This is a genomic window from Pseudomonas sp. PNPG3, from assembly GCF_023093815.1.
In the GTDB taxonomy this organism is placed as follows: Bacteria; Pseudomonadota; Gammaproteobacteria; order Pseudomonadales; family Pseudomonadaceae; genus Aquipseudomonas; species Aquipseudomonas asiatica.
Map to the genome: position 1 here is coordinate 37140 of NZ_JALLKV010000023.1, position 21608 is coordinate 58747.

Annotated in this window: 18 protein-coding genes and 1 pseudogene; 8 read left to right on the forward strand and 11 right to left on the reverse strand. The window is 62.9% G+C overall.

Annotated features, from left to right (window positions below; all coding sequences use genetic code 11):
- The first annotated feature begins 241 nt into the window (after window positions 1-241).
- Window positions 242-1120 carry a DMT family transporter gene (locus MJ643_RS16550; protein WP_015270753.1) on the forward strand — a complete coding sequence of 293 codons (879 nt, stop codon included), beginning with the start codon at window positions 242-244 and terminating at the stop codon, window positions 1118-1120.
- A gap of 106 nt (window positions 1121-1226) precedes the next feature.
- Here the strand turns inward: MJ643_RS16550 and MJ643_RS16555 are convergent, their stop codons facing one another.
- Together MJ643_RS16555 and MJ643_RS16560 are read right to left on the reverse strand one after the other, a co-directional pair.
- The gene (locus MJ643_RS16555; protein WP_013973060.1) at window positions 1227-1823 is read right to left on the reverse strand and encodes a hypothetical protein; all 597 of its coding nucleotides are present in this window, start codon (window positions 1821-1823) and stop codon (window positions 1227-1229) included.
- Window positions 1824-1922: 99 nt separating this feature from the next.
- Window positions 1923-2828 carry a LysR family transcriptional regulator gene (locus MJ643_RS16560; protein ID WP_013973059.1) on the reverse strand — a complete coding sequence of 302 codons (906 nt, stop codon included), beginning with the start codon at window positions 2826-2828 and terminating at the stop codon, window positions 1923-1925.
- Window positions 2829-3190: 362 nt separating this feature from the next.
- Between MJ643_RS16560 and katG the strand changes: the two genes are divergently transcribed.
- Window positions 3191-5437 (forward strand): catalase/peroxidase HPI, encoded by a 2247-nt coding sequence (gene katG, locus MJ643_RS16565; RefSeq protein ID WP_208209398.1) that lies wholly within the window; start codon window positions 3191-3193, stop codon window positions 5435-5437.
- Between the two features lie 216 nt (window positions 5438-5653).
- Window positions 5654-6982, forward strand: coding sequence for a CDP-diacylglycerol--serine O-phosphatidyltransferase (gene pssA / locus MJ643_RS16570; RefSeq protein ID WP_024087315.1), 1329 nt, complete (start codon window positions 5654-5656; stop codon window positions 6980-6982).
- 336 nt (window positions 6983-7318) lie between these two features.
- Here the strand turns inward: pssA and MJ643_RS16575 are convergent, their stop codons facing one another.
- Both MJ643_RS16575 and MJ643_RS16580 read right to left on the reverse strand, forming a co-directional pair.
- Window positions 7319-8278, reverse strand: coding sequence for a DMT family transporter (locus MJ643_RS16575; RefSeq protein WP_013973054.1), 960 nt, complete (start codon window positions 8276-8278; stop codon window positions 7319-7321).
- A 259-nt stretch (window positions 8279-8537) separates the two neighbouring features.
- Window positions 8538-8885: a hypothetical protein gene (locus tag MJ643_RS16580; RefSeq protein ID WP_024087314.1), complete on the reverse strand. Its 348-nt coding sequence runs from the start codon at window positions 8883-8885 to the stop codon at window positions 8538-8540.
- Between MJ643_RS16580 and MJ643_RS16585 the strand changes: the two genes are divergently transcribed.
- Both MJ643_RS16585 and MJ643_RS16590 read left to right on the forward strand, forming a co-directional pair.
- Complete coding sequence (locus MJ643_RS16585; RefSeq protein ID WP_024087313.1) at window positions 8884-9027, forward strand: hypothetical protein; 144 nt, start codon at window positions 8884-8886, stop codon at window positions 9025-9027. The genes MJ643_RS16580 and MJ643_RS16585 overlap by 2 nt on opposite strands.
- Window positions 9028-9193: 166 nt before the next feature.
- On the forward strand, window positions 9194-10339 hold the full coding sequence (locus tag MJ643_RS16590; protein WP_208209397.1) for a GGDEF domain-containing protein: 1146 nt from the start codon (window positions 9194-9196) through the stop codon (window positions 10337-10339).
- A gap of 407 nt (window positions 10340-10746) precedes the next feature.
- Here the strand turns inward: MJ643_RS16590 and ppnN are convergent, their stop codons facing one another.
- Both ppnN and MJ643_RS16600 read right to left on the reverse strand, forming a co-directional pair.
- On the reverse strand, window positions 10747-12120 hold the full coding sequence (gene ppnN, locus MJ643_RS16595; RefSeq protein ID WP_003258655.1) for a nucleotide 5'-monophosphate nucleosidase PpnN: 1374 nt from the start codon (window positions 12118-12120) through the stop codon (window positions 10747-10749).
- A 212-nt stretch (window positions 12121-12332) separates the two neighbouring features.
- Entirely contained in the window at window positions 12333-13394 is a 1062-nt protein-coding gene (locus MJ643_RS16600) for a YeiH family protein (protein ID WP_208209396.1), read from the reverse strand.
- A gap of 111 nt (window positions 13395-13505) precedes the next feature.
- On the opposite strand from MJ643_RS16600, the gene MJ643_RS16605 reads away from it, so the two are divergent.
- Window positions 13506-14393, forward strand: coding sequence for a LysR family transcriptional regulator (locus MJ643_RS16605; RefSeq protein WP_023661049.1), 888 nt, complete (start codon window positions 13506-13508; stop codon window positions 14391-14393).
- 85 nt (window positions 14394-14478) lie between these two features.
- Here MJ643_RS16605 and MJ643_RS16610 read toward each other — a convergent pair whose 3' ends face one another.
- The 4 genes and pseudogenes from MJ643_RS16610 to MJ643_RS16625 form a co-directional block, all read right to left on the reverse strand.
- Complete coding sequence (locus tag MJ643_RS16610; protein WP_243899853.1) at window positions 14479-15171, reverse strand: formyl transferase; 693 nt, start codon at window positions 15169-15171, stop codon at window positions 14479-14481.
- Window positions 15172-15440: 269 nt separating this feature from the next.
- Window positions 15441-15977, reverse strand: a pseudogene (locus MJ643_RS16615) (universal stress protein); the annotation flags it as partial.
- A 593-nt stretch (window positions 15978-16570) separates the two neighbouring features.
- Window positions 16571-17767 (reverse strand): nicotinate phosphoribosyltransferase, encoded by a 1197-nt coding sequence (gene pncB / locus MJ643_RS16620; RefSeq protein ID WP_013973046.1) that lies wholly within the window; start codon window positions 17765-17767, stop codon window positions 16571-16573.
- Window positions 17764-18414 carry an isochorismatase family protein gene (locus MJ643_RS16625; RefSeq protein ID WP_013973045.1) on the reverse strand — a complete coding sequence of 217 codons (651 nt, stop codon included), beginning with the start codon at window positions 18412-18414 and terminating at the stop codon, window positions 17764-17766. The genes pncB and MJ643_RS16625 overlap by 4 nt, the downstream gene beginning before the upstream one ends.
- Window positions 18415-18552: 138 nt before the next feature.
- Between MJ643_RS16625 and MJ643_RS16630 the strand changes: the two genes are divergently transcribed.
- On the forward strand, window positions 18553-19257 hold the full coding sequence (locus MJ643_RS16630) for an NUDIX domain-containing protein (protein WP_013973044.1): 705 nt from the start codon (window positions 18553-18555) through the stop codon (window positions 19255-19257).
- 63 nt (window positions 19258-19320) lie between these two features.
- Here MJ643_RS16630 and MJ643_RS16635 read toward each other — a convergent pair whose 3' ends face one another.
- Window positions 19321-19920 carry a helix-turn-helix domain-containing protein gene (locus tag MJ643_RS16635; RefSeq protein ID WP_023661047.1) on the reverse strand — a complete coding sequence of 200 codons (600 nt, stop codon included), beginning with the start codon at window positions 19918-19920 and terminating at the stop codon, window positions 19321-19323.
- Between the two features lie 311 nt (window positions 19921-20231).
- Here MJ643_RS16635 and glnT point away from each other — a divergent pair, with 311 nt between their 5' ends.
- Window positions 20232-21566 carry a type III glutamate--ammonia ligase gene (gene glnT / locus MJ643_RS16640; RefSeq protein WP_013973042.1) on the forward strand — a complete coding sequence of 445 codons (1335 nt, stop codon included), beginning with the start codon at window positions 20232-20234 and terminating at the stop codon, window positions 21564-21566.
- Window positions 21567-21608 lie beyond the last annotated feature (42 nt).

The window sequence follows — 21608 nt, forward strand, 5'->3', positions numbered from 1 at the left end:
TCCTTGTAGGGTGTGCAGGGTTCGCATTCGATGGTCGGCGATCAGCACGGCACGGGCCATGCGCGTGGGGCGGAAAGTGGTCGATCAGCGAACAGAAATTGCAGTCGGCCTTGGCTGGCGGCGATTGAACTTCCTTATTCTTCGGCATCTCTTCTAAAATTCGAGCTGTTGCATCCGCCAGGCTATGCCTGCGCGGCCTTCCCTGGGCGCCGCATCCAGCCGCGCCGTCATCGAGAGTGCCATGAGTTCCAGCACACCGCTGTCCGGAGTCAACCAACCCCTGCGCGGCATCGCCCTGGTGGTGGTGGCGACGTTCCTGTTCGCCAGTCACGATGCCCTGTCCAAATTCCTGGGCGGCCTGTACCCGATCATCATGGTGGTGTGGGCGCGGTATGTGGTGCACACGCTGCTGATGGCCGGCATCTTCCTGCCCAAGGCCGGCCTCAACGTGCTGCGCACTCGCCGCCCTCTGTTGCAGACGTTACGCGCCCTGAGCCTGCTGAGTACCAGCCTGCTGTTCACCACAGGCCTGCAGTACCTGCCACTGGCCGAGGCCACGGCGGTCAACTTCCTTGCCCCGGTGCTGGTCACTGCGCTGTCGGCGCCACTGCTGAAGGAGCGGGTGACGGTGGGGCAGTGGGTGGCGGTGGTGATGGGCTTCATCGGAGTGCTGGTGGTGGTGCACCCGGGCGGGGCGATGTTCACCCCGGCCATCCTGTATCCGTTTGGTTCGGCGCTGGGCTTCTGCTTCTATCAGTTGCTGACGCGCATCCTGGCCGCGCATGACAGCCCGACCACCAGCAACTTCTATGCGGGGTTGTGCAACACGCTGGCGATGAGTGCGCTGGTGCCGTTCTTCTGGGAGATGCCGCGTTGGGACCATGCGCTGCTGATGCTGGCGCTGGGGGGCTTTGGCATGACGGCGCACCTGCTGCTGACCCAGGCCTTCCGCCATGCGGCACCTGCGTTGCTGGCGCCATTCAGCTATTGCCAGATCGTGTTCGCCGGGTTGCTTGGGTTGGTTGTCTACAGCCAGGTGCCGGACACCCTGAGCCTGGTGGGCATCTCGGTGATCTGCCTCAGCGGGCTGGGGGCGGCGTGGATGCAGCGGGGTAAGTGACAACCTGTAGTGGCCTCTTCGCGGGTAAACCCGCTCCCACAGGTACAGCGCAGTCCGCGGACAGGGCGCTGTATCTGTGGGAGCGGGTTCACCCGCGAAAGGGCCCTCAAACGCGACCCTTCAACAACGCCTGCAATGAATCGTCAAAGTCGCGCAAGGCATCCGCCTGCACCGCCCGCTCATCCTCGACCACCCTCGCCACATCGCCCAGGCTTTTGCTGGCCCGCCCCTCAGCGCGGCCGATATAGGTCAACTGGTCATCGAAAAAGCGCGCTACCACCCGGCTTTCGATCTCCGCACTGGCCAAACGGCTCTCGGTGTCCAGCAGCACGATCACGTCCGGGTGGTCGCCCAGCAGTGTGTCCAGGTCGTCATAGAAAGTCACCTCGGCAAACTGCTGCGCCAGTGACCGCGCCAGCCAGTCATACGCCTGGCTTTCGCTGCCCAGGGTCGCAACAGGGACACGTTGGCCATGGGCCGGTGCGGCTGCCTGGGTGCGATGGCTGCCGAGGTATTCGAGGGTCGCTTCTGCATCGCGGCCCAGCAGTACCGCCACCCGTTGGCCAGGGGCCAGGGCGACACTGGAAATGGCCGTGGCCGAATAGAAGTGCCCGTAAGGCTGCGTGTCGGTAGCTGCCGGGCTGGCACAACCGCCAAGGGCGGCCAGCAAGGCGAGCAGGGCAGCGATCATGCCGGTTTTCATGGGAGGCCTCATCAATCGGTGAATGCTGCCATCTTCCGCCCGGGCTGGCCGCAGCGGAACTTGATGGCATTCATGGTGGCTATCGATGAGGTCGATGCATCACTGCGTGGCCATGAACTGCAGGATGCGCTCGCGCAGCCAGCGCTCGGCCGGGTCATTGTCCTGGGCACCGCTCCAGACCATCGACAGTTCGGCCTCGGTGATGTCGAACGGCGCCGGGTCGGCGCGCAGGCTGCCGTCGTCGGCCAGGGCGCAGGCGGCATAGTCCGGCACCGTGGCGATCAGCTCGGTGTTGCGCAGCAGGGCGCGCAGGCTGCCGAACTGCGGCACCGCCAGCACCACCTTGCGGCAGCGGCCGATGCGTGCCAGGTCAAGGTCGATATTGCCACTCATGTCACCGGAGAACGACACCATCACATGCGGGCGGGCGCAGTATTCGTCGAGGGTCAGCGGGCCCGGGCGGTCATCGGCGCGCAGCACCCGCACGCCGATGTTGCGCAGCTTGCGGCGCTTGGCGGTGGCCGGCAGGTCCGTGGTGTAGCTCACGCCCACCGAAATTTCGCCGCTGGCCAGCAGCCCCGGCATCAGCAGGAAGTTGGCCCGGCGCACCACCACACTGATATTCGGGGCCTCTTCGCGCAGCGCCTGCAGCAGGGCCGGGAACAGGCCGAATTCGGCATCGTCCGACAGGCCCAGGCGGAACACGTTGCAGCTGTTGACCGGGTCGAACTCGCGGGCGCGGCTGATGGCGGCGGAAATCACATCCATGGCCGGCCCCAGCTCGGCGAAGATCTGCATGGCCCGTGGCGTGGGCTCCATGGCCCGGCCGTTGCGGATCAGCAGCGGGTCGTCGAACAGCTCACGCAGGCGGGCGAGGGCGGCGCTGACGGTGGACTGGGTGATGAACAGCTTTTCGCCGACCCGGGTCAGGTTGCGTTCGATCATCAGGGCTTCGAACAGTACCAGCAGGTTCATGTCGACGCGGCGCAGGTCGTTGCGATTCATGAGGGTACGGGTTCCGGGTTGGAAGGGTTGGCGTTGTATTGGAGCATGCGGACAGCTTGGTTGCCTTGTATGGATGTGCCGGCCTGTTCGCGGGCACGAACCTGACAGAGCCAAGCTATCGCCCCTCAATAGGCACTCTATTAGAACTCTGCCCAAGCTCGGCTAGTCTTTCCCCTGGCCCCGCGAATTCTGCCAGCGGGCGGCATGTCAGCACCTGTGTGCAAGACCACGCCAACCCCGTCATGACAGCTTCGCAAGCCCCGTGTAGACCTGATGAGGGGTAGCACGAGCCCACGCGCTCGGCTGAAAGAACACCTGGCATAGACCGGAAATCTGGATAACCGACCCAAAGGTACCCGCAGATGTCGAACGAATCGAAATGCCCGTTCCATCAAACCGCAGGTGGCGGCACCACCAACCGTGACTGGTGGCCTGACCAGCTCAACCTGAGAATTCTTCATCAACATTCCTCCAAATCCGACCCGATGGACCCGGATTTCGATTATGCCAAGGCGTTCAAGAGCCTCGACTTCCAGGCGCTGAAGAAAGACCTGACCGCCTTGATGACCGACTCCCAGGACTGGTGGCCCGCCGACTTCGGCCACTACGGCCCGCTGTTCATTCGCATGGCCTGGCACAGCGCCGGTACCTACCGTATTGGCGATGGCCGGGGTGGTGCAGGCTCTGGCCAGCAGCGCTTCGCCCCGCTCAACAGTTGGCCGGACAACGTCAGCCTGGACAAGGCCCGGCGGCTACTGTGGCCGATCAAGCAGAAGTACGGCAACAAGATTTCCTGGGCCGACCTGATCGTGCTCACCGGCAACGTCGCCCTCGAATCCATGGGTTTCAAGACCTTCGGCTTCTCCGGCGGGCGTGCCGATGTGTGGGAGCCGGACGAAGATGTGTACTGGGGCTCGGAAAAGGTCTGGCTGGGCGGTGACACCCGCTACGGCAAGGCCCAGCCGCCCGGCAAGGGCGACCTGGTGGCAGAGCCGGCCAAGCGCCCCGAGGAGCAGGGCCGTACCCTGGAGGGCGAGCGCAACCTGGAAAACCCGCTGGCCGCCGTGCAGATGGGCCTGATCTACGTGAACCCGGAAGGCCCGGAGGGCAACCCCGACCCGGTAGCCTCGGGCAAGGACATCCGTGAAACCTTCGGCCGCATGGCCATGAACGATGAAGAAACCGTTGCGCTGATCGCCGGTGGCCACGCCTTTGGCAAGACCCACGGTGCCGGCCCTGCCGACAACGTCGGCCCCGAGCCGGAAGCAGCAGGCCTGGAGCTGCAGGGGTTGGGCTGGGCCAACAAGTTCGGCAGCGGCAAGGGTGGCGATACCATCACCAGCGGCCTGGAAGTGACCTGGACTTCCACCCCCACCCGATGGAGCAACGAATACCTCAACAACCTGTTCAACTTCGACTGGGAACTGACCAAGAGCCCGGCTGGTGCCCACCAGTGGCGGCCGAAGGAGGGCAAGGGGGCAGGCACCGTGCCGGATGCCCATGACCCGGCCAAGCGCCACGCGCCTTCCATGCTCACCTCCGACCTGGCGTTGCGTTTCGACCCGATCTACGAGCCGATCGCCCGCCGCTTCAAGGATAACCCTGACCAGCTGGCGGACGCCTTCGCCCGCGCCTGGTACAAGCTGATCCACCGCGACATGGGCCCATTGGCGCGCTATCTGGGCCCGGAAATGCCCAACGAAGAGCTGCTGTGGCAAGACCCGCTGCCAAAAGTGGATCACCCGCTGGTAGGCGAGCAGGACATTGCCGCGCTCAAGGCCAAGGTGCTGGCGGCGGGCCTGAGCGTTGGCGAGCTGGTGGCCACTGCCTGGGCAGCGGCGTCGACCTTCCGCGGTTCGGACAAGCGTGGCGGGGCCAATGGTGGCCGCCTGCGCCTGGCGCCGCAGAAGGATTGGGCGGCGAACCAGGGCACAGGCAAGGTGCTGGCGGCGCTGGAGAAAATCCAGGCCGAGTTCAATGCCGGTGGCAAGACAATCTCCCTGGCCGACCTGATCGTTCTGGCCGGTGGCGCCGCAGTGGAAAAGGCTGTCAAGGACGCCGGGCACAACGTCAGCGTGGCGTTCCGCCCTGGGCGTGTCGATGCCTCCCAGGCGCAGACCGACGTCGAGTCGTTCGCCGTGCTGGAACCGCTGGCTGATGGCTTCCGCAACTTCACCAAGGCCCGCTACAGCGTCAAGGCCGAGAAACTGCTGCTGGACAAGGCCCAATTGCTGACCCTGACAGCGCCGGAACTGACCGTGCTGATCGGCGGCCTGCGCGTGCTCGGCGCCAACCATGGCGGCAGCCAACAGGGCGTGTTCACCGACAAGGTCGGTACCCTGAGCAACGACTTCTTCCGCAACTTGCTGGACATGGGCGTTGAGTGGAAGCCGACCTCGGCGGATAACGAAACCTTCGAAGGGCGTGATCGCAAGACCGGCCAGGTGAAGTGGACCGGTAGTCGGGTTGACCTGGTGTTCGGCTCCCATGCCCAGTTGCGGGCGTTGAGCGAGGTGTATGGCAGCGATGATGGTGGTGACAAGTTCGTGCGGGATTTCGTGGCCGCCTGGGAGAAGGTGATGGAGCTGGATCGTTTTGACCTGAAATAGCTTCGTCAGAAATGGGGGCGCTTTGCGCCCCTATCGCGACACAAGGCCGCTCCCAAAGGTTCGGCGCCGCATGTGGATTCGGCGCTGGCTTGTAGGAGCGGCCTTGTGTCGCGACAGGGCTGCAAAGCAGCCCCATGCTATCCGGGGGCTGGACCATTTCAAACTTCCTGTGCAAGCTGATGGACGACAGTGATTGCACACAGAAGGTGATCGTTCTTGAACCCCGAATCCATGCTGGCGGCATTGCCAGGCTACGCCATGTCGGCCGAGTCGATCCAGGTGCTGCCCGATGCCAAGGCCTACCGCGCCTGCCTGCTCGAGCGCATCCGCGCCGCAACCCGGCGTATCGTCATCGTTGCGCTGTACCTGCAGGAAGATGAGGCTGGCCAGGAAGTGCTGGATGCCTTGTACCAGGCCAAGGCCGCGCGGCCCGGGCTGGAAATCACCATCGTGGTCGACTGGTTCCGTGCTCGCCGCGGTCTATTGGGCGCCGGGCGCCAGCCGGGTAACGCCGCCTGGTACCAGGCCCAGCGCCAGCACCATGGGCTGGATATCGTCATCCATGGCGTACCTGTGCAGACCCGCGAGCTGTTTGGCGTGTTGCACCTGAAGGGCAGCATCATCGACGACTGCGTGATCTACACCGGCGCCAGCCTTAACAACGTGTACCTGCACCGTTTCGACCGTTACCGCCTGGACCGCTACCACCTGTTCCAGTCACCAGCGCTGGCCGACGCCATGGTCGGGTTGGTGCGTCGCCTGCTGCACCACACCGCCACACCGCGCCTCGACCTGCCGGCGCCACCCTCCACCCGCAGCCTGCGCGGCGACATCCGGCGCTTGCGCGCGCGGCTGCGACGCATGGCCTATGAGGCACCGGCCAGCGGGGCGGGGCAGGGCCTGCGGGTTATCCCGCTGTTGGGCGTGGGCCGTGGCAACCCGCTGAACCGTGCAGTGTGCGCCTTGCTGGCGGCGGCACGCACGCAGGTCATCATCAGCACGCCGTATTTCAACCCACCCCGGGTGCTGATGCGCGAACTCGACCATGCCCTGGCGCGTGGCGTGCGGGTGGAACTGATCGTTGGTGATCGCACGGCCAACGACTTCTATATCGCCCCCGGCGAGCCGTTCAGCGCCAGCGGCGCGTTGCCCTACCTGTACGAAGACAACCTGCGCGCCTTCACTCGACGTCGCCACGCTGCGATTGCCAGCGGCCAGCTGCAGGTGCGGATCTGGAACGACCCCGGGCATACCTTTCATGCCAAGGGCGTGTGGGTCGACCAACGCTATTCGTTGCTGACCGGTAACAACCTGAATCCGCGCGGCTTCAATCTGGACCTGGAGAACGGCCTGCTGATCGATGACCCGCAAGGGCAATGGCTGGGGCCTCGGGAAGCAGAGCTGGCCGAGCTGCGCCGGCATGCGCCGAAGATCGGCTCGGCAGAGGAGTTGGGGGCCAAGGCCGAGCACCCCAAGGATGTGCGCAGGTTCCTGCGGCGGCTGCGCTACAGCCGGCTGGAGCCGCTCATCAAGCGGGTGCTCTGAGGGAGTTCAAGCGTTTTTGTGGGAGCGGCCTTGTGTCGCGAAAGGGCCGCAAAGCGGCCCCAGACGTTGGTGTCACTACCAAAATTGCCGGGGCTGCTCTGCAGCCCTTTCGCGACGCAAGGCCGCTCTCATAGAACTGCACATAACTTATTGAATTAGCAGGGACCCTGTGGGAGCGGCTTTAGCCGCGAACACCGGCGCAGCCGGTGCCATGCACCGCGTTGGATTCTTCGCGGCTAAAGCCGCTCCCACAGGGTACGAGGATCGCTTGCGAATTCAGTTATCTGTGCGACAGCGCAGCCCAAAGGGCTGGGCAATCTCCCACAGTGACCGCAGTCAGGCTGCTGCACCTCTGGCCTCAGCCACCTTTGTTTCCTGTTTGCCCCGCGGCTTGAGCCGCGACACCGCAAACAGCACTACCGCCAACCCGACGACCTGATACAGCGAAATCTCCTCGCTCAGGATCGCCCACGATGCCATCACCGTCAGCACCGGCCCCAGGTTGCCCACCGCGGCAGTATGGGTCGGCCCCAGGCGCTGTATCGCCAGCGCCACCCAGTAGATCGGCAACACCGTGGAAAACACCGCCATCAACCCGGCATTGGCCCACACTGCGCCTGGCAACTGCCACAACTGCCCGATCGGCGCCACCACCAGGTAATGCGCCAGCACCATCAGCGACGACGCAGTACCGCACAACCCGGCCAGGCGCATCGAGCCCATGCGCTTGAGCATCATTCCGGTGCCGGAGTAATACAGCGCGTAGGTCACCGCACTGGCGAACACCCACAGCGAGCCCAGCACTACCTGCTGGCCAGCCCCGGCCACACTGACGTCGTGGACAAAGGCAATGCCCAGCCCCAGGTAGCACAGGCCCATGGCCGACAAGGTGCGCAGGCTTGGCCGCTCACGCAGGGCGATGGCCTGGAACACCAGCACCAGGGTCGGGTAGGTGAACAGGATCAGCCGCTCCAGCCCGGCGCTGATGTACTGCAGGCCATAGAAGTCGAACAGGCTGGCCAGGTAGTAGCCCAGCAGCCCGAGCAACGCGACACGCAGCCCATCGCCCAGGTTGAGCGGTGCGCTGCCCTGACCACGGCTGGCCCATACCAGCCAGGCGAACATCGGCAGCGACAGCCCCATGCGCAATGCCAGCAGGCTGATGGCGTCCACCGCCCCTGCGGCATAGGCGAGCTTGACGAAGATGGCCTTGAAGCTGAAACCCAGGGCCGCCAGTACGGCGTACAGCGCGCCGCTTTGCAGTTGGCGCTGGATCAGGCTGCGTAACGCGTTCATGGGGTACCCGCGGCAGAAGAAAGACAGGGTTATTCTGAACTGAAGGCAGCCCTACTAGCAGCGCTTTATCGAGGAATTGGCGATGAACCTGGCCATGCTGCCCGAACAGCCGCCGTGCGCGCCGAGCAGGAGCTGCCGGTGCGTCGGGTGGCCCTGTTGGAAAGCTGGGCCACCCTGGAGCTACGTTTGTGTTTCCGCGACTGGGAGCGCCTGAGCTCACATGGGCGGCAACTGGTAAGCTTTTTGTCCGGGCAACGGCTTACTGCGCAGGGGCCAGGCGAATACCACTCACCTGCACCTGGTCACCGGGCTTGAAGCGGGCATTGGGCGAGCGATAGCGCTGGGTACTGCCGTCGTCATGGCGTACCACGTAGGCTGCATCGCTGTGCCCGCTGCCTTGTTGCACGGCGGCGCCGCCAAATGCACCCAGGGCTGCACCGGCGATGGCGCCGAACGGGCCACCGAGCGCGGCGCCGACCATCAGGCCGGTGACGCCCCCGGCGCCATAGCCCACCGTGTTGTCGGGGCTTTCCGAGAGCACCTCGTCGGCGCAGGCGGGCAGGGCGATGGACAGGGACATTGCCAGAGGGAGGAGGATATTTTTCATGATGGTTATTTCCGCAAGGCAGGTAGTGGCGAAAGAGAATGGTTCAGCTTTCGTGCCAGCAGGGCAGCCCCTGCAGATGGGCGTGTTGCGCTGGTTCGTTGTCATAACGACAGCGGTTTTTGTGGTGCAAATGACACGCTGATGTCAATATGACATTTCACCCGCATGGGTATTGGCCAGGGCTGGGCTATCATTTGCAGGCTGGTGGTGCAAGGCTCCTCTGAAAAGTCATCACGAGCGCATACAATCGGGCCTTTTCCTCGTTAACCAGATAGGCCAATCCGTTTATGGCGCTTGATCCACCCACGATGCTGACTATCTCGATCGCCCTGGCTGCCGCGGCTGCGTTGTACCTGGCGATCGAGTGGCGCAGCGTTCGCGAGCCGTCGCTGCTGTTCTGGAGCGCAGGCTTTGCCACCATCACGATTGGTTCCACCCTGGCCTTGCTGCGCGGCATCGGTTTGTTGCTGATCGGTATATGGTTCGCCAACGGCTTGCTGGTGGTGGCGCACTGGTTCTTCCTGATGGGCGTGTTGCGCTTCACCCAGGTGCGGCTGTCGCGTATCTGGTTATTGGTGGTGCTGGTGTGGTTCGCCTTGCTGCTGTTGCCTGTGGGGCCGCAGTGGTCGAAGGTGATGCTGATGGTCAACTCGTTGCTGGTGGCGCTGTTGACGCTCAAGGCCAGCTGGCTGTTGCGGCCGCATGGCAAGTCGCTGAGTGTCGGCGCGGTGCAGTTGCGCTATGTGTTGCTGGTTCATGGGTTGTTCTATGTGGCCAAGGCGATCATTGCAATTACACCGGGTACGCTGATTGACCTGGCCACCTTCGGTGGGTTGATCATTCAGGTTTCGTTGGTCGAAGGTGCGATGGCGATCATGCTGATTGCCTTGTCGATGACCGGCACCGTGCGCTACCGCCGAGAGGAGCGGATTGCCCGTCTGGCGGCCCGGGATCCGTTGACGGCGCTGTACAACCGGCGCGCACTGGAGGTTCGGGCGGGGCCTTTCTTCAAGGCAGTGGACTCGGCGCAGCCCGGGGCCTTGCTACTGATCGACATCGACAACTTCAAGCTGGTGAACGACCTGCACGGGCATGTTGCAGGGGACCGCTTGCTGATTGCCCTGAGCGAGATGATTCGCACGGTGCTGCCCGAGCGCTCGCTGGCGGCGCGGCTGGGCGGTGATGAGTTCGTCATTCTGCTGTGTGGTGCGAGCAGCGAACGGGTCATGGAGCTGGGTGGACTGCTGCGCGAGCAGTTCCAGCAGTATGCAAGCAAGACGGTGCCTACGCCGCAGCCGGTCACCTTGAGCATCGGCGCCAACCTGTTCGACCAACCGCCGACGAGCCTGGCAGCCTTGATCGAGCAAGGGGATGTCGCCTTGTACCAGTCCAAGCGCGGTGGGCGCGACAGCATCCGCTTCGTCGAACGGCCGATGGCCGACCTCAGCCAGTAGCAGTTTTGCCTTTGCTTTTGCCTTTGCTTTTTGCTTTTGCTTCTAAGCGCGCGATAGTTCAGGCGCCGCCGATTGCGACTTCAGGAGGCCGAGCGAAGGGACTGCGGAGGGAGGTGACGGGCATGGATGCCCGTCAAGCGCTGAGGCCCCATGGATGGGGCCTGCAGCGCGTACTCCCGGGAGCAGGCCCGTAGCGAGGGGACCCCGGAGCGAAGCGTAGGGGCCGGATGATGGGAGCCGACGGTTTTTGGTTCCTTTTTGCCACGACAAAAAGGGACCCGCCGTAAGGGCGGAAAGGTGATTAAGCGCCACCATCGCGAATGAATGTCTACTAGATGTAAAGGCCCACATCCAAAAAGCCAAATAGCTGCAGGCCCCGTCCATGGGGCCTAAGCAAGAATGGCGAATCAGGTCACCACCTGGTAGCACGGTACATACGCCGCGCCGCCCGGCAGCTTCATCCGGTGCTGGTCGACGAACGCCTGCAACAGCCGTCCCAGTGGGTCCAGCACGGCGCTGTCGCCACGGATCTGATACGGCCCGTGTTCCTCGATCAGGCGGATGCCCTTGTCCTTCACGTTGCCGGCGACGATGCCGGAAAACGCCCGGCGCAAGTTGGCAGCCAGTTCGTGGGCCGGCAGCTCGCGGCGCAGGTCGAGGTCGGCCATGGCCTGGTGGGTCGGGTCGAACGGCCGCTGGAAGCTCTCCTCGATCTTCAGCAGCCAGTTGAAGTGGAAGGCATCGTTGCGCTCGCGGCGGAACTGCTTCACCGCCTTGAGCCCTTCGACCATGTGTCGGGCAACTTCCGCCGGGTCATCGATGATGATCTTGTACAAGCGATGCGCCGCTTCACCCAGGGTGGCGCCGACGAACGCGTGCAACTGTTGCAGATACGGCTCGGCGCTGCGCGGCCCGGTGAGTACCACCGGGAACGGCAGCTCCTGGTTGTCCGGGTGCATGAGGATACCCAGCAGGTAGAGGAACTCCTCGGCCGTGCCGGCACCGCCCGGGAAGATGATGATGCCGTGGCCGACACGGACGAAGGCTTCCAGGCGCTTCTCGATGTCCGGCAGGATCACCAGTTCGTTGACGATCGGGTTGGGCGCTTCGGCGGCGATGATGCCGGGCTCGGTCAGGCCCAGGTAGCGGCTGCCGTGCATGCGTTGCTTGGCGTGGGCAATGGTGGCGCCCTTCATCGGGCCCTTCATCACACCCGGGCCGCAGCCAGTGCACACGTCCAGCTTGCGCAGGCCCAGCTCGTGGCCGACCTTCTTGGTGTACTGGTACTCCTCGCTGCTGATCGAATGGCCACCCCAGCACACCACCATCTTCGGCTCCACGCCCGGCCGCAGGGTGCGAGCGTTGCGCAGCAGGTGGAACACGTAATCAGTGATGCCCTGGGAGCTTTCCAGGTCGATGCGCTGGCTGGCCAGCTCGCTTTCGGTGTAGACGATGTCGCGCAGGGCGCTGAACAGCATTTCACGGGTGCTGGCTATCATTTCGCCATCAACGAAAGCATCGGCCGGGGCATTCAGCAGCTCCAGGCGCACGCCGCGGTCCTGTTGATGAATACGCACCTCGAAGTCCTGATAGGCCTCGAGGATGGTCTTGGCATTGTCGACATGGGCGCCGGTGTTGAGGATGGCCAGGGCGCACTGGCGGAACAGGGTGTAAAGGCTACCGGTACCGACTTCACTCAGTTGCTGCACTTCACGTTGTGACAGCGTCTCCAGGCTGCCTTTGGGGCTGACGGATGCATTGATGACATGGCGTTGAGGCATCTAAGTCTTTCCTGTGCGGGTAAAACATCCTTCTTTGACAACACCATACCGAGAAATTTGGACGGCAACGAGGGGGAGCAACAAAAACCTCATCAGACCGAGCCGCCTGCTTCGCGGGTAAACCCGCTCCTACAGGTATCGCGTTGCTTTCAGAACCTGCGCCGTACCTGTGGGAGCGGGTTTACCCGCGAAGCAGGCGACTCGCTCTCAAATCATCCCAACAGCCTCTGCACGGCCAGGGTAATCGCCACGCCACCAAACACCAGCCAGAGGTTGAGAATCGCCCCGGTGGCCAGGGCCCGCGGCCCAGCCTGACGAATCTGGCTGAAGCGTGTCTCCATCCCCAGCGCGGTCATGGCCATGGTCAGGGCAAAGGTATCCAGGCTGTTGACCGCCTGCGTCACGCTGCCCGGCAACACCTGCAGCGAGTTCACCATTACCAGCGCGAGGAAGCCGAAGGCGAACCAGGGCATGGCGATGCGCCCGTTGCCCTGTGCCTGGCCCGGCTGGCGCGCGCGGCTGATCCAGAGGCCCACCACCAGCAGCACCGGTACCAGCAGCATCACCCGGGTCATCTTGACGATGGTGGCGATATGCGTGGCCTCGGGGCTGACGTTGCTGGCCGCACCGACCACCTGGGCCACCTCGTGAATGGTGCCACCCAGGAACAGCCCGGCGCCCATGGTATCCAGGTGCAGCCAGCCGGCATTGATCGCCAATGGGTAGAGGAACATCGACAGGGTGCCGAACAGCACCACGCTACCAACCGCCATGGCGCTTTTATGCGGTGCGCTGCGCAGGGCCGACTCGAAGGCCAGAACCGCAGCGGCGCCGCAGATGGCGCTGCCTGCGGCGGTCAGCAAGGCGGTATCGCGGTCCAGCTTGAACAGCTTCATGCCACACCACAGGCCGATCAGCAGGGTGCTGGACACCACCAGCAACGACACGATGAGCCCGGACCAGCCGACTTCGGCTATTTCCTGCAGGCTTACCCGCAGGCCGAAGAAGGCCACGGCAATGCGCAGCAGGCCGCGGGCGGAAAAGTTGATACCCGCCGCCCAGCTGGCGGGAACGCCGTCACGCAGTGCATTGCCGTAAAGCGCACCGGCGACAATACCGACGATCAGCGGGCTGATACCCAGGTTGGCGATGGCGGGCAGGGCGGCCAATTGGGTGACCGCAAGCGCGAACAGCGCGACGAACAGGATGCCATTGAGCCGCCCTCGGGTAGAGAGGGTAGGTGCAAAGGCGGGGTTGGACGGAGCCGTGGCCATGTGAGTCCTCCGGAAAGGTGTTTCGACATGGCTTACGTTAATCTGGTTATAAGCTTATAAAAAATCGTAATTTGGGATGGCAAATATCCGTTTAGCTGATATTTTTCATTCATGACCCCAGAACAACTGATAACTTTCGCCACCGTCGCCGAGCACGGCAACATCAGCCATGCGGCCCAAGCCCTGCACTTGTCGCAGCCGGCGGTGTCTGGCCAGCTCAAACTGCTGCAGGAGGCCTTTGGCGAGCCGCTGTATCAGCGCGCCGGCCGTGGTGTGCGGCTTACAGCAGCTGGCGAGCAATTGCTGGCCCATGCCGAGCGCCTGCGCGAAACCTTCCGTCAGGCCCAGGCATTGCGCGAGGCCATGCGCGGGCTGGAGCGCGGTACCTTGCGCATCGGCGCCAGTACCACGCCGGCCAGCTATCTGCTGCCTTACCTGATTGCCGATTTCCATGCCCGCTACCCGGAGGTGCTGGTGAGCACTTCCAACGGCAATACGGCAGAAATCGTCGCTGCGCTGGACAGCGTCGATATCGCCCTGATCGAAGGGCCGCCTGGGCAGGAGCTGCCATTGGGGACGTCGGTGACGGCGTGGCGGGAAGACGAGATCGTGGCCATCGTGCCGCGTGGTCATCCTCTGGCTGGCAGTGACCGACACACGCTGGCGTCGCTGGGGGCTTACCCGTTGGTGCTGCGCGAGAGCGGCTCGGGTGTGCGGCAGATCGTCGAGCGGGCATTTGCCCGCAGCGGCGTGGCGATGCGCGTGGCGCTGGAAATTGCTGGCGTGGAAGGGGTGAAGGAGGCAGTGCGAGCCGGGATGGGGATTGGCTTTGTGTCGGCGATGTCGATCCGACATGAGGACGGGGCGTTGCAGCGGTTGCAGGTTATGCCGCAGGCGTTGGTGCGCCGGTTTTCCATTCTGGTGCCGCATGCAGCCACCCCGTCGCGGGCTGCGGCGCGGTTTCTGGAGTTGTGTGTTGGCCTGCAAGAGGTGGGGTGACTGTGCTGGCTTCTTCGCGGGCTTGCCCGCTCCCACAGGTTTCTCACGGTTCTTGAATGCGGTGCGGTACCCCGCCGCTCAGCTCTCAAAGCGTGTTTATCCGTAACGGAAATCCGTACGATTCGAAAAGATCCCATACGTCCTCGCGATCGAAGAGCCGCCACCCCAATGTCGTGAACCGCGTCAGGTCATCCTCGCTGGGAAAGGAGTAGTAGGCCCCGGCAGATCGATCTTGAGACGTTCCCGTCATAGGCTCATCGCGCTCCAGTCGCCTGATTGCGTTCAGGATGAGACGCGCGCCTGGTTGATAAAGTGAAAGGATGTGCCACAGCAAGGAGCGCTCCTTTTCGACTGCCACCCTGGCAGTCTCAATGATGCGACCAACGTCAATGCCGGGACTGTCGATCCAATGGAGCGTACAGCCGATCTCCGGGTCCCCGTTCAGCAGCGCCCGGAAGGTCGCCAGAACACCTCGATACTGAGGCAAGAGGCCAGAGTGAAGATTGAGGACGCCACGTGACGGAATTGCCAGCGCTTCATTCTTCAGGATCTGACCAAAGCGGATTGAGATGAACAGATCTGCTCCCGCGTCCTGCAGCATTTGAAGGCCCGCAGGATCACTCAAGCTGGGCAATACCCGTACAGGAACCCCAAAGCGTTGCTGCAGTTCTGCAAAACCGAATCGATGCCCGCTGCTGACCTGGTCGCTCGATCCGATTAATCCAGGGGCCAAGGCATTGAAGAAGTCCTGCTCGATCAATGCCAGTTGTCCGAGCATGCGTGACACGTTCCTGGCCGATCCCACTCTCTCCGAGAGGAATATTCCCACTGTGCTCTCGTGAATCTCGGGCAACAGTAAATTGAGAGTGAGGTTGCTCTCTACGTCCCGGTTCACCAGAAAAGCGATTCGCAACTTTAGACCTCCGGCAGACCTGCCTTTCAATCAGTTTCGGTATTCAGACCGAGCATAGTTGCATTTTCGTCATTCAAGTTGACTCTGCCGTTTGCTCCCGGGCTCATGCCCGGGAGCGGCTATCAGGCGTCTGCTCAGTGGTGAGCGGCCAGCGCTTCCAATTCACGGATGACATCCCAGGGTTTGAGCACCAGCACATCACTTTCCATGGCATCAAGTACTAATTCGGCGGTGTTACCTAGCAGTACGCCACTCAGGCCTCTGCGCGCCACGCTGCCGAGAACCGTGAGGGCGGCGCCTAGCTGATGGGCGACATGCGGAATCAGCTGGTCGGCAGGGCCTTCCGCAAGGTGCAGGTGTTGGTCGTCGATATCGAACTCGTCCTGATAGCCCTGGCACTGCTCATGGTAGAAGGTCAGGATGCTTTCCTTGAGCTGGAATATGGGGTCGGCTGCCGACAGCATCGGGTAAGGGTAGGCGCTCATCATGTGCAGGCTGGCATGACTGAGGTGGGCGATGTCGTGGCCGTGGCTGAGGATGCCAACCTGCAGCACACGATGCTTGAGGTCGTCGCTGCCGGCGTCAATGGCTGTAAGGATGGGGCGCTCTGTCCAAGGATTGGCATGCTTGACCATCAGCACCGGGCTCGGGCACCGGCGCAGCAAGTGCCAAAATGGTCAGGGCCAGGTCATCGTGCTGGTGTTGGGCCAACACCACCAGGGCGTTACGGGTGGTATGCATGGCGCCTCCCTGTACATTGAGTACGTTTTGGGGATGGCGCGGACGCTTCTCTAGTTGTCCCTGCGATAGGCATACGCGTCGATTATCGCGACTACATTCGGTTCACCGGATTCGGGAGCCGAATCTGCCTCTGCCAAGCATTGTCTCGCGTCGTGGTCGGGCATAACGCTAGTGCGCTGAACACGCCACGACTGGCAAGGTCATGAATGGACGGTATGTCCGGTAGTAGCGCCCGGTACTTTAGAGCCGCCTCCTTGCTCGGCCCGCCAATGGGGGGATCGCTGACCGGCCATATGACCAGTGAATTTGGCGCGTACAGGACGATTGGGCAATGCAATCCGTCGCCCGCGTTATTCCAAATGGAAGTAGTGCCATATACGGTAGATATCGAGCCAAGTACAGTAAGCCCTGAGCTTTTGTGATGTGCAACCAGCTCTGATTTATCGCAGTACAAAGGGCGAGGAGTGGAAACGTTTAATTACAACATGCGTGTGCGCTTCCACTCGAAGAAGGGTGCCACCCTTCAGCAATTGAAAACATGTTTGAGGTACGCCACGAAGTTTTCATCCCGGCACTGTGTCTTGCCCGGGCTGTCGGAAATCTTGGCCACTGGTGCCCCATTGCAGGCCGTCATCTTGATCACGATATTCATCGGCTCCACGCCCGGGATATCGCAGGTCAGCCTGGTACCAATGCCAAAGCTCACATTGATCCGCTCATGCAGCGCCCGGTACAACCCCAGCGCCTTGGCAAGGTCCAGCCCGTCGGAAAAGATCAGGGTCTTGCTCTTGGGGTCGATCCCCAGCCGCTCATAGTGGGCAATGGCCTTTTCCGCCCAGGCCAGCGGATCACCCGAATCGTGCCGCAGGCCATCGAACAGCTTGGCGAAGTACAAGTCGAAGTCGCCCAGGAACGCGTCCATGGTAATGCAGTCGGTCAGGGCGATGCCCAGCAGCCCCCGGTACTCCCGCACCCAGCATTCCAGCGCGGCAGCCTGGCTGTCGACCAGGCGCGGGCCGAGTTGCTGGTGAGCCATGAACCACTCGTGCGCCATGGTGCCGATCGGCTTGAGCTGGTATTCGCGGGCCAGGTGCACGTTGCTGGTACCGACAAAGCGGCCCGGGAAGTCACGCTTCAGAATGTGCACCACCTCTTCTTGCACCCGGTAGGAGAAGCGCCGCCGGGTGCCGAAGTCGGCCAGTTGGAAACCGGCCAGTTCTTCGGCGCTGGCCTCGGCCTTCAGCCAGTCGAGGTTCTGATACAGGCGCTCGCGGACCTGCTCGATCACCACCTCGCGATAACGGTAGCGGTTGCGCACCTCGCTGATGATCGCCAGCAGCGGGATCTCGTAGAGAATCACGTGCAACCACGGCCCGCGCACGCGAATCGCCAGTTGCCCGGCATCATCCAGCCCCACCTGCACATAGCGCAGGTTGAAGCGGAACAGGCTGAGAAAACGGATGAAATCCGGTTTGATGAACGGGATCTTCTCCAGGTAGGCGAGCTGGTCATGCGTGACGCTGACATCGGCCAGTTGCTCGACCTGATACCGGATTTCCGCCAGGTAAGGTGCGAGGTTCTCGCCGTTACGGCAGCGAAACTCCCATTCCACCTCGGCATTGGGGTAGTTGTGCAGCACCGCCTGCATCATGGTGATCTTGTAGAAATCGGTGTCCAGCAGGTTCTGGATGATGCGTGGGCCGAAAACGCTGTCGCTCATGGGCGGTCTTCCTTGATCAGAGAGAGCTGGTAGTCGAGCGCGGCTTCGTCGCCGCAGAGGATCACGCCCTCGGCGGCCAGGGCGCCACATGCTTCGATGGCGCCTGCCTGGGTGAGGGCGCGGCAGGCCGGCAGGTACAACAGCACCTGGAAGCCGGCCTGGCGCAATTGGCGCGCAGTGGTCCTGACGCAATAGTCCAGGGCCAGGCCACCGACGATCACCGCGCCCACCTGCTGCACCTTGAGGTACTCGATCACCCCGGTGGAGCGGCGTTCGGCCAGGTCGTGGTAGCAGGCGCCGTAGGGGTGCAGGTCGGGCTCGACGCCTTTCCATACGAAATAGTCATAGTCGATGGGGGCCGGCAGGCCGGGCAGCAACTCGAAGCCGGGTGTGCCGGGCACGCAGTGGCTGACCCAGGTCAGGTCGGCGTTGGCCAGCTGCAGGGGCTGCAGCATGTGCGCGGGGTCGGCGACTACCCAGGCGGCGTTGGCCGGGTGGGCGTCCTTGCTGCCCAGGCGCAGGTCGGCGCGTAACGCCATGGTATTAAGATCTACCGCGATTTCATCGCCTTCAGGAACCGGCAGTTCTTGTGGCACGTTGTTGGTGAAGCCGTTCTGGGCGTCGACATCGAAACTGGCGATCTTCATGGCGGTTCTCCTTGCTGACATGGCTATATAGTTCACCTGGTGTATTAAGTATGTCAAGTGCCATCTTGTTCGGGATTTGTTGTTGCCTTACTTATACACCCTGGTGGATTATGAAGGCCTTGAACAAGGAGTCCCCCGGTGAATGCAGTCGAAGTCCTGGCCAGCGTCGATATCGTCGCCCTGCGCATGGCCCCCGAAGCTCAGCATCTGCAGGTGCTGTTGCACCGTCGTGAGCGTGAACCGCATGCCGGCCAATGGGCCTTGCCCGGGGTGATCGTCAATGGCCGCACCCCCGACACCAGCCTGGAAGCTGCGGCCGAGCGTGCACTGCGCGAGAAAACCCAGGTTGTACCGTGCTACATGGAACAGGTAGGTACCGAGGGCAATGCCTTTCGCGACCCGCGTGGATGGTCACTCAGCACCTACTACCTGGCTTTGCTCGAGCCCGGGCAGGCCGTCGAGGGCGAGCAACTGGCGTTTTTCGACTTGGACAGCGTATTGGCGCGCAAGGTGCTGTTGCCCTTTGATCACAACCTGTTGGTGGAGCGCGCCCGTGAGCGGCTGGCGGCGAAGACGGTGTACAGCAGCCTGCCGCTGTACCTGCTGGCGGAGAAGTTCACTGTGCTGGATGCGCTAGGCGCGATGCAGGCTTGCCTGGGGCAGGCGGTGAACAACACCTCGCTGCGCAAACGCCTGGAGCGCTTGCGCGAGCTGGGGTGGGTGAGGGACACCGGGGAGAAGAACCAGCCCAGGCTGGGCCGGCCGCAGCAGTTATATCAGTACACGCCACAGGGGGAGCGGGCGTTCATGTTCGATCGCAGTCTGCTGCCTGAGGGCGCTTAGTCGCTTGCATCAGTGTGCGCAGCGGTTGGCATCCTGTTCTCCGCGGGTGCCTGGCGCGCCGCGTCACTCGTCGCTGTAGTTCATGATCGACAACAGGCGGATGGGTACTTGCACCAACTGCTCGGGGCCGTGCGGGGTCTCGCCGTCGAAGGTCAGGCTGTCACCGGCCTGCATGTGATAGAGCTGGTTGCCGTGCCGGTACACCAGTTCACCCTCCAGCAAGTGGAGGAACTCGGTGCCGGGGTGGGCGAAGGTCGGGAACTCTTCGCTGGCGTCGTCCATGCTCACCATGTACGCCTCGAAGTTCTTCTTCGGCCCCCTGGCGTGATTGAGCAAATGGTAGGTGTGGCCTTTCTCGGTACCGCGGCGCACCACCTCCAGCCCTTCACCGGCTTTCACCAACAAGGCATTGCCGTCGGGCTGGTCATATTGGCTGAACAGCTTGGCCATCGGCATGCCCAGCACATCGCACAGGCGGCTGAGGGTGTCGAGGCTGGTTGATACCTGGGCGTTCTCGATCTTGCTGAGCATGCCTTGGCTGATGCCGGCGATGCGCGCCACGTCGGCGAGCTTGAGGGACTGGGCCTGGCGCTGGCGCTTGATCTGCAGGCCCAGGTACTGCTCCAGGCGAAGGCGCGGTTCGGTTTCGGTTTCGGTTGGCATCGAATGTCCTGCACGGTTTCAGTTCAAGAATAAAGTTTTCGCACTGGGAAAGTGCGAAATGCAGCTACGGTGGCTGCATCTTTCCTCGGGTGAAAACAAGTTTCCCATAAATGGAGCATGGAAATCTGCTTGGGTTTTGGGTTGCCGGTGCGGACCTCTTCGCGGGTGAACCCGCTCCCACAGGCGCGCGAAGAGACCCGAACAGGCACAAGGTTGCACCCTGAACAAAGTTGGCAAGCGCATTGCATTCCTGCTAGGAAAGTAAGTTTCTCATGCGGAATCATTGCCCCTTGCCCAGGAGTGTTCAACCCATGTTGCCAGCAGAAACCCAGCGCACCCTCGATCAGCACGGCATCAAGTACGTGCTGGCACAGTTCGTCGATATCCATGGCTCGGCGAAGACCAAATCGGTGCCGGTCTCGGGCCTGAAGATGGTGGCCGAGGAGGGCGCCGGCTTTGCCGGGTTCGCCATCTGCGGCATGGGCATGGAGCCGCACGGCCCCGACTTCATGGCCCGCGGCGACCTTTCCACCTTGATCCCGGTACCGTGGCAGCCCGGCTACGGCCGGGTGGTGTGCGTAGGCCACGTGAACGGCCAACCCTGGCCCTACGACAGCCGTCATGTGTTGCAGCAGCAGGTGCAGCGCCTGGCCGACAAGGGCTGGACCCTGAACACCGGCCTGGAACCCGAATTCAGCCTGTTCCGCCGCGACGAGGATGGCAAGCTGCAACTGGTGGATGCCTCCGACAACCTCGACAAGCCGTGCTACGACTACAAGGGCCTGTCGCGTTCGCGGCTGTTCCTCGAGCGCCTGACCGAGGCGTTGCAGCCGGTGGGCTTCGACATCTACCAGATCGACCACGAGGACGCCAACGGCCAGTTCGAGATCAACTACACCTACAGCGACGCCATGGAGTCAGCCGATCGCTTCACCTTCTTCCGCATGGCCGCCGGCGAGATCGCCAACGACCTGGGCATGATCTGTTCGTTCATGCCCAAGCCCGACCCCAAGCGCGCCGGCAATGGCATGCACTTCCACCTGTCGCTGGCCAGCAGCACCAACAAGAACCTGTTCCATGACCCGTCCGACAGCAGCGGCATGGGCCTGTCGAAGCTGGCCTACCACTTTGCCGCAGGCCTGCTGGCCCATGGCCCGGCGTTGTGCGCCTTCGCCGCACCCACGGTCAACTCGTACAAGCGCCTGGTGGTCGGCCGCTCGCTTTCCGGCGCCACCTGGGCCCCGGCGTTTGTCGCCTACGGCGCCAACAACCGCTCGGCGATGGTGCGCATCCCTTATGGCCGCCTGGAGTTCCGCCTGCCGGACGCTGGCTGCAACCCCTACCTGGTCACCGCCGCGATCATTGCCGCCGGCCTCGATGGCATCGACCGCCAACTGGAGCCGGGCGAGATGTGCAACGAGAACCTCTACAACCTGAGCCTGGAAGAGATTGCCGCACGTGGCATCAAGACCTTGCCGCAGTCGTTGAAGGAAGCCGCCGACGCCCTGGAGGCCGACCCGCTGTTCCGCGAAGTGCTGGGCGCCGAGATCGTCGATGAGTTCATCAAGCTCAAGCGCATGGAGTGGGTGGAGTACTGCCGCCACGTCTCCGACTGGGAAATCCAGCGTTACACCGAATTCTTCTGAGCGCCCCCAATCCCTTGGGCAGCCAGCACGAAAGCGGTCGCC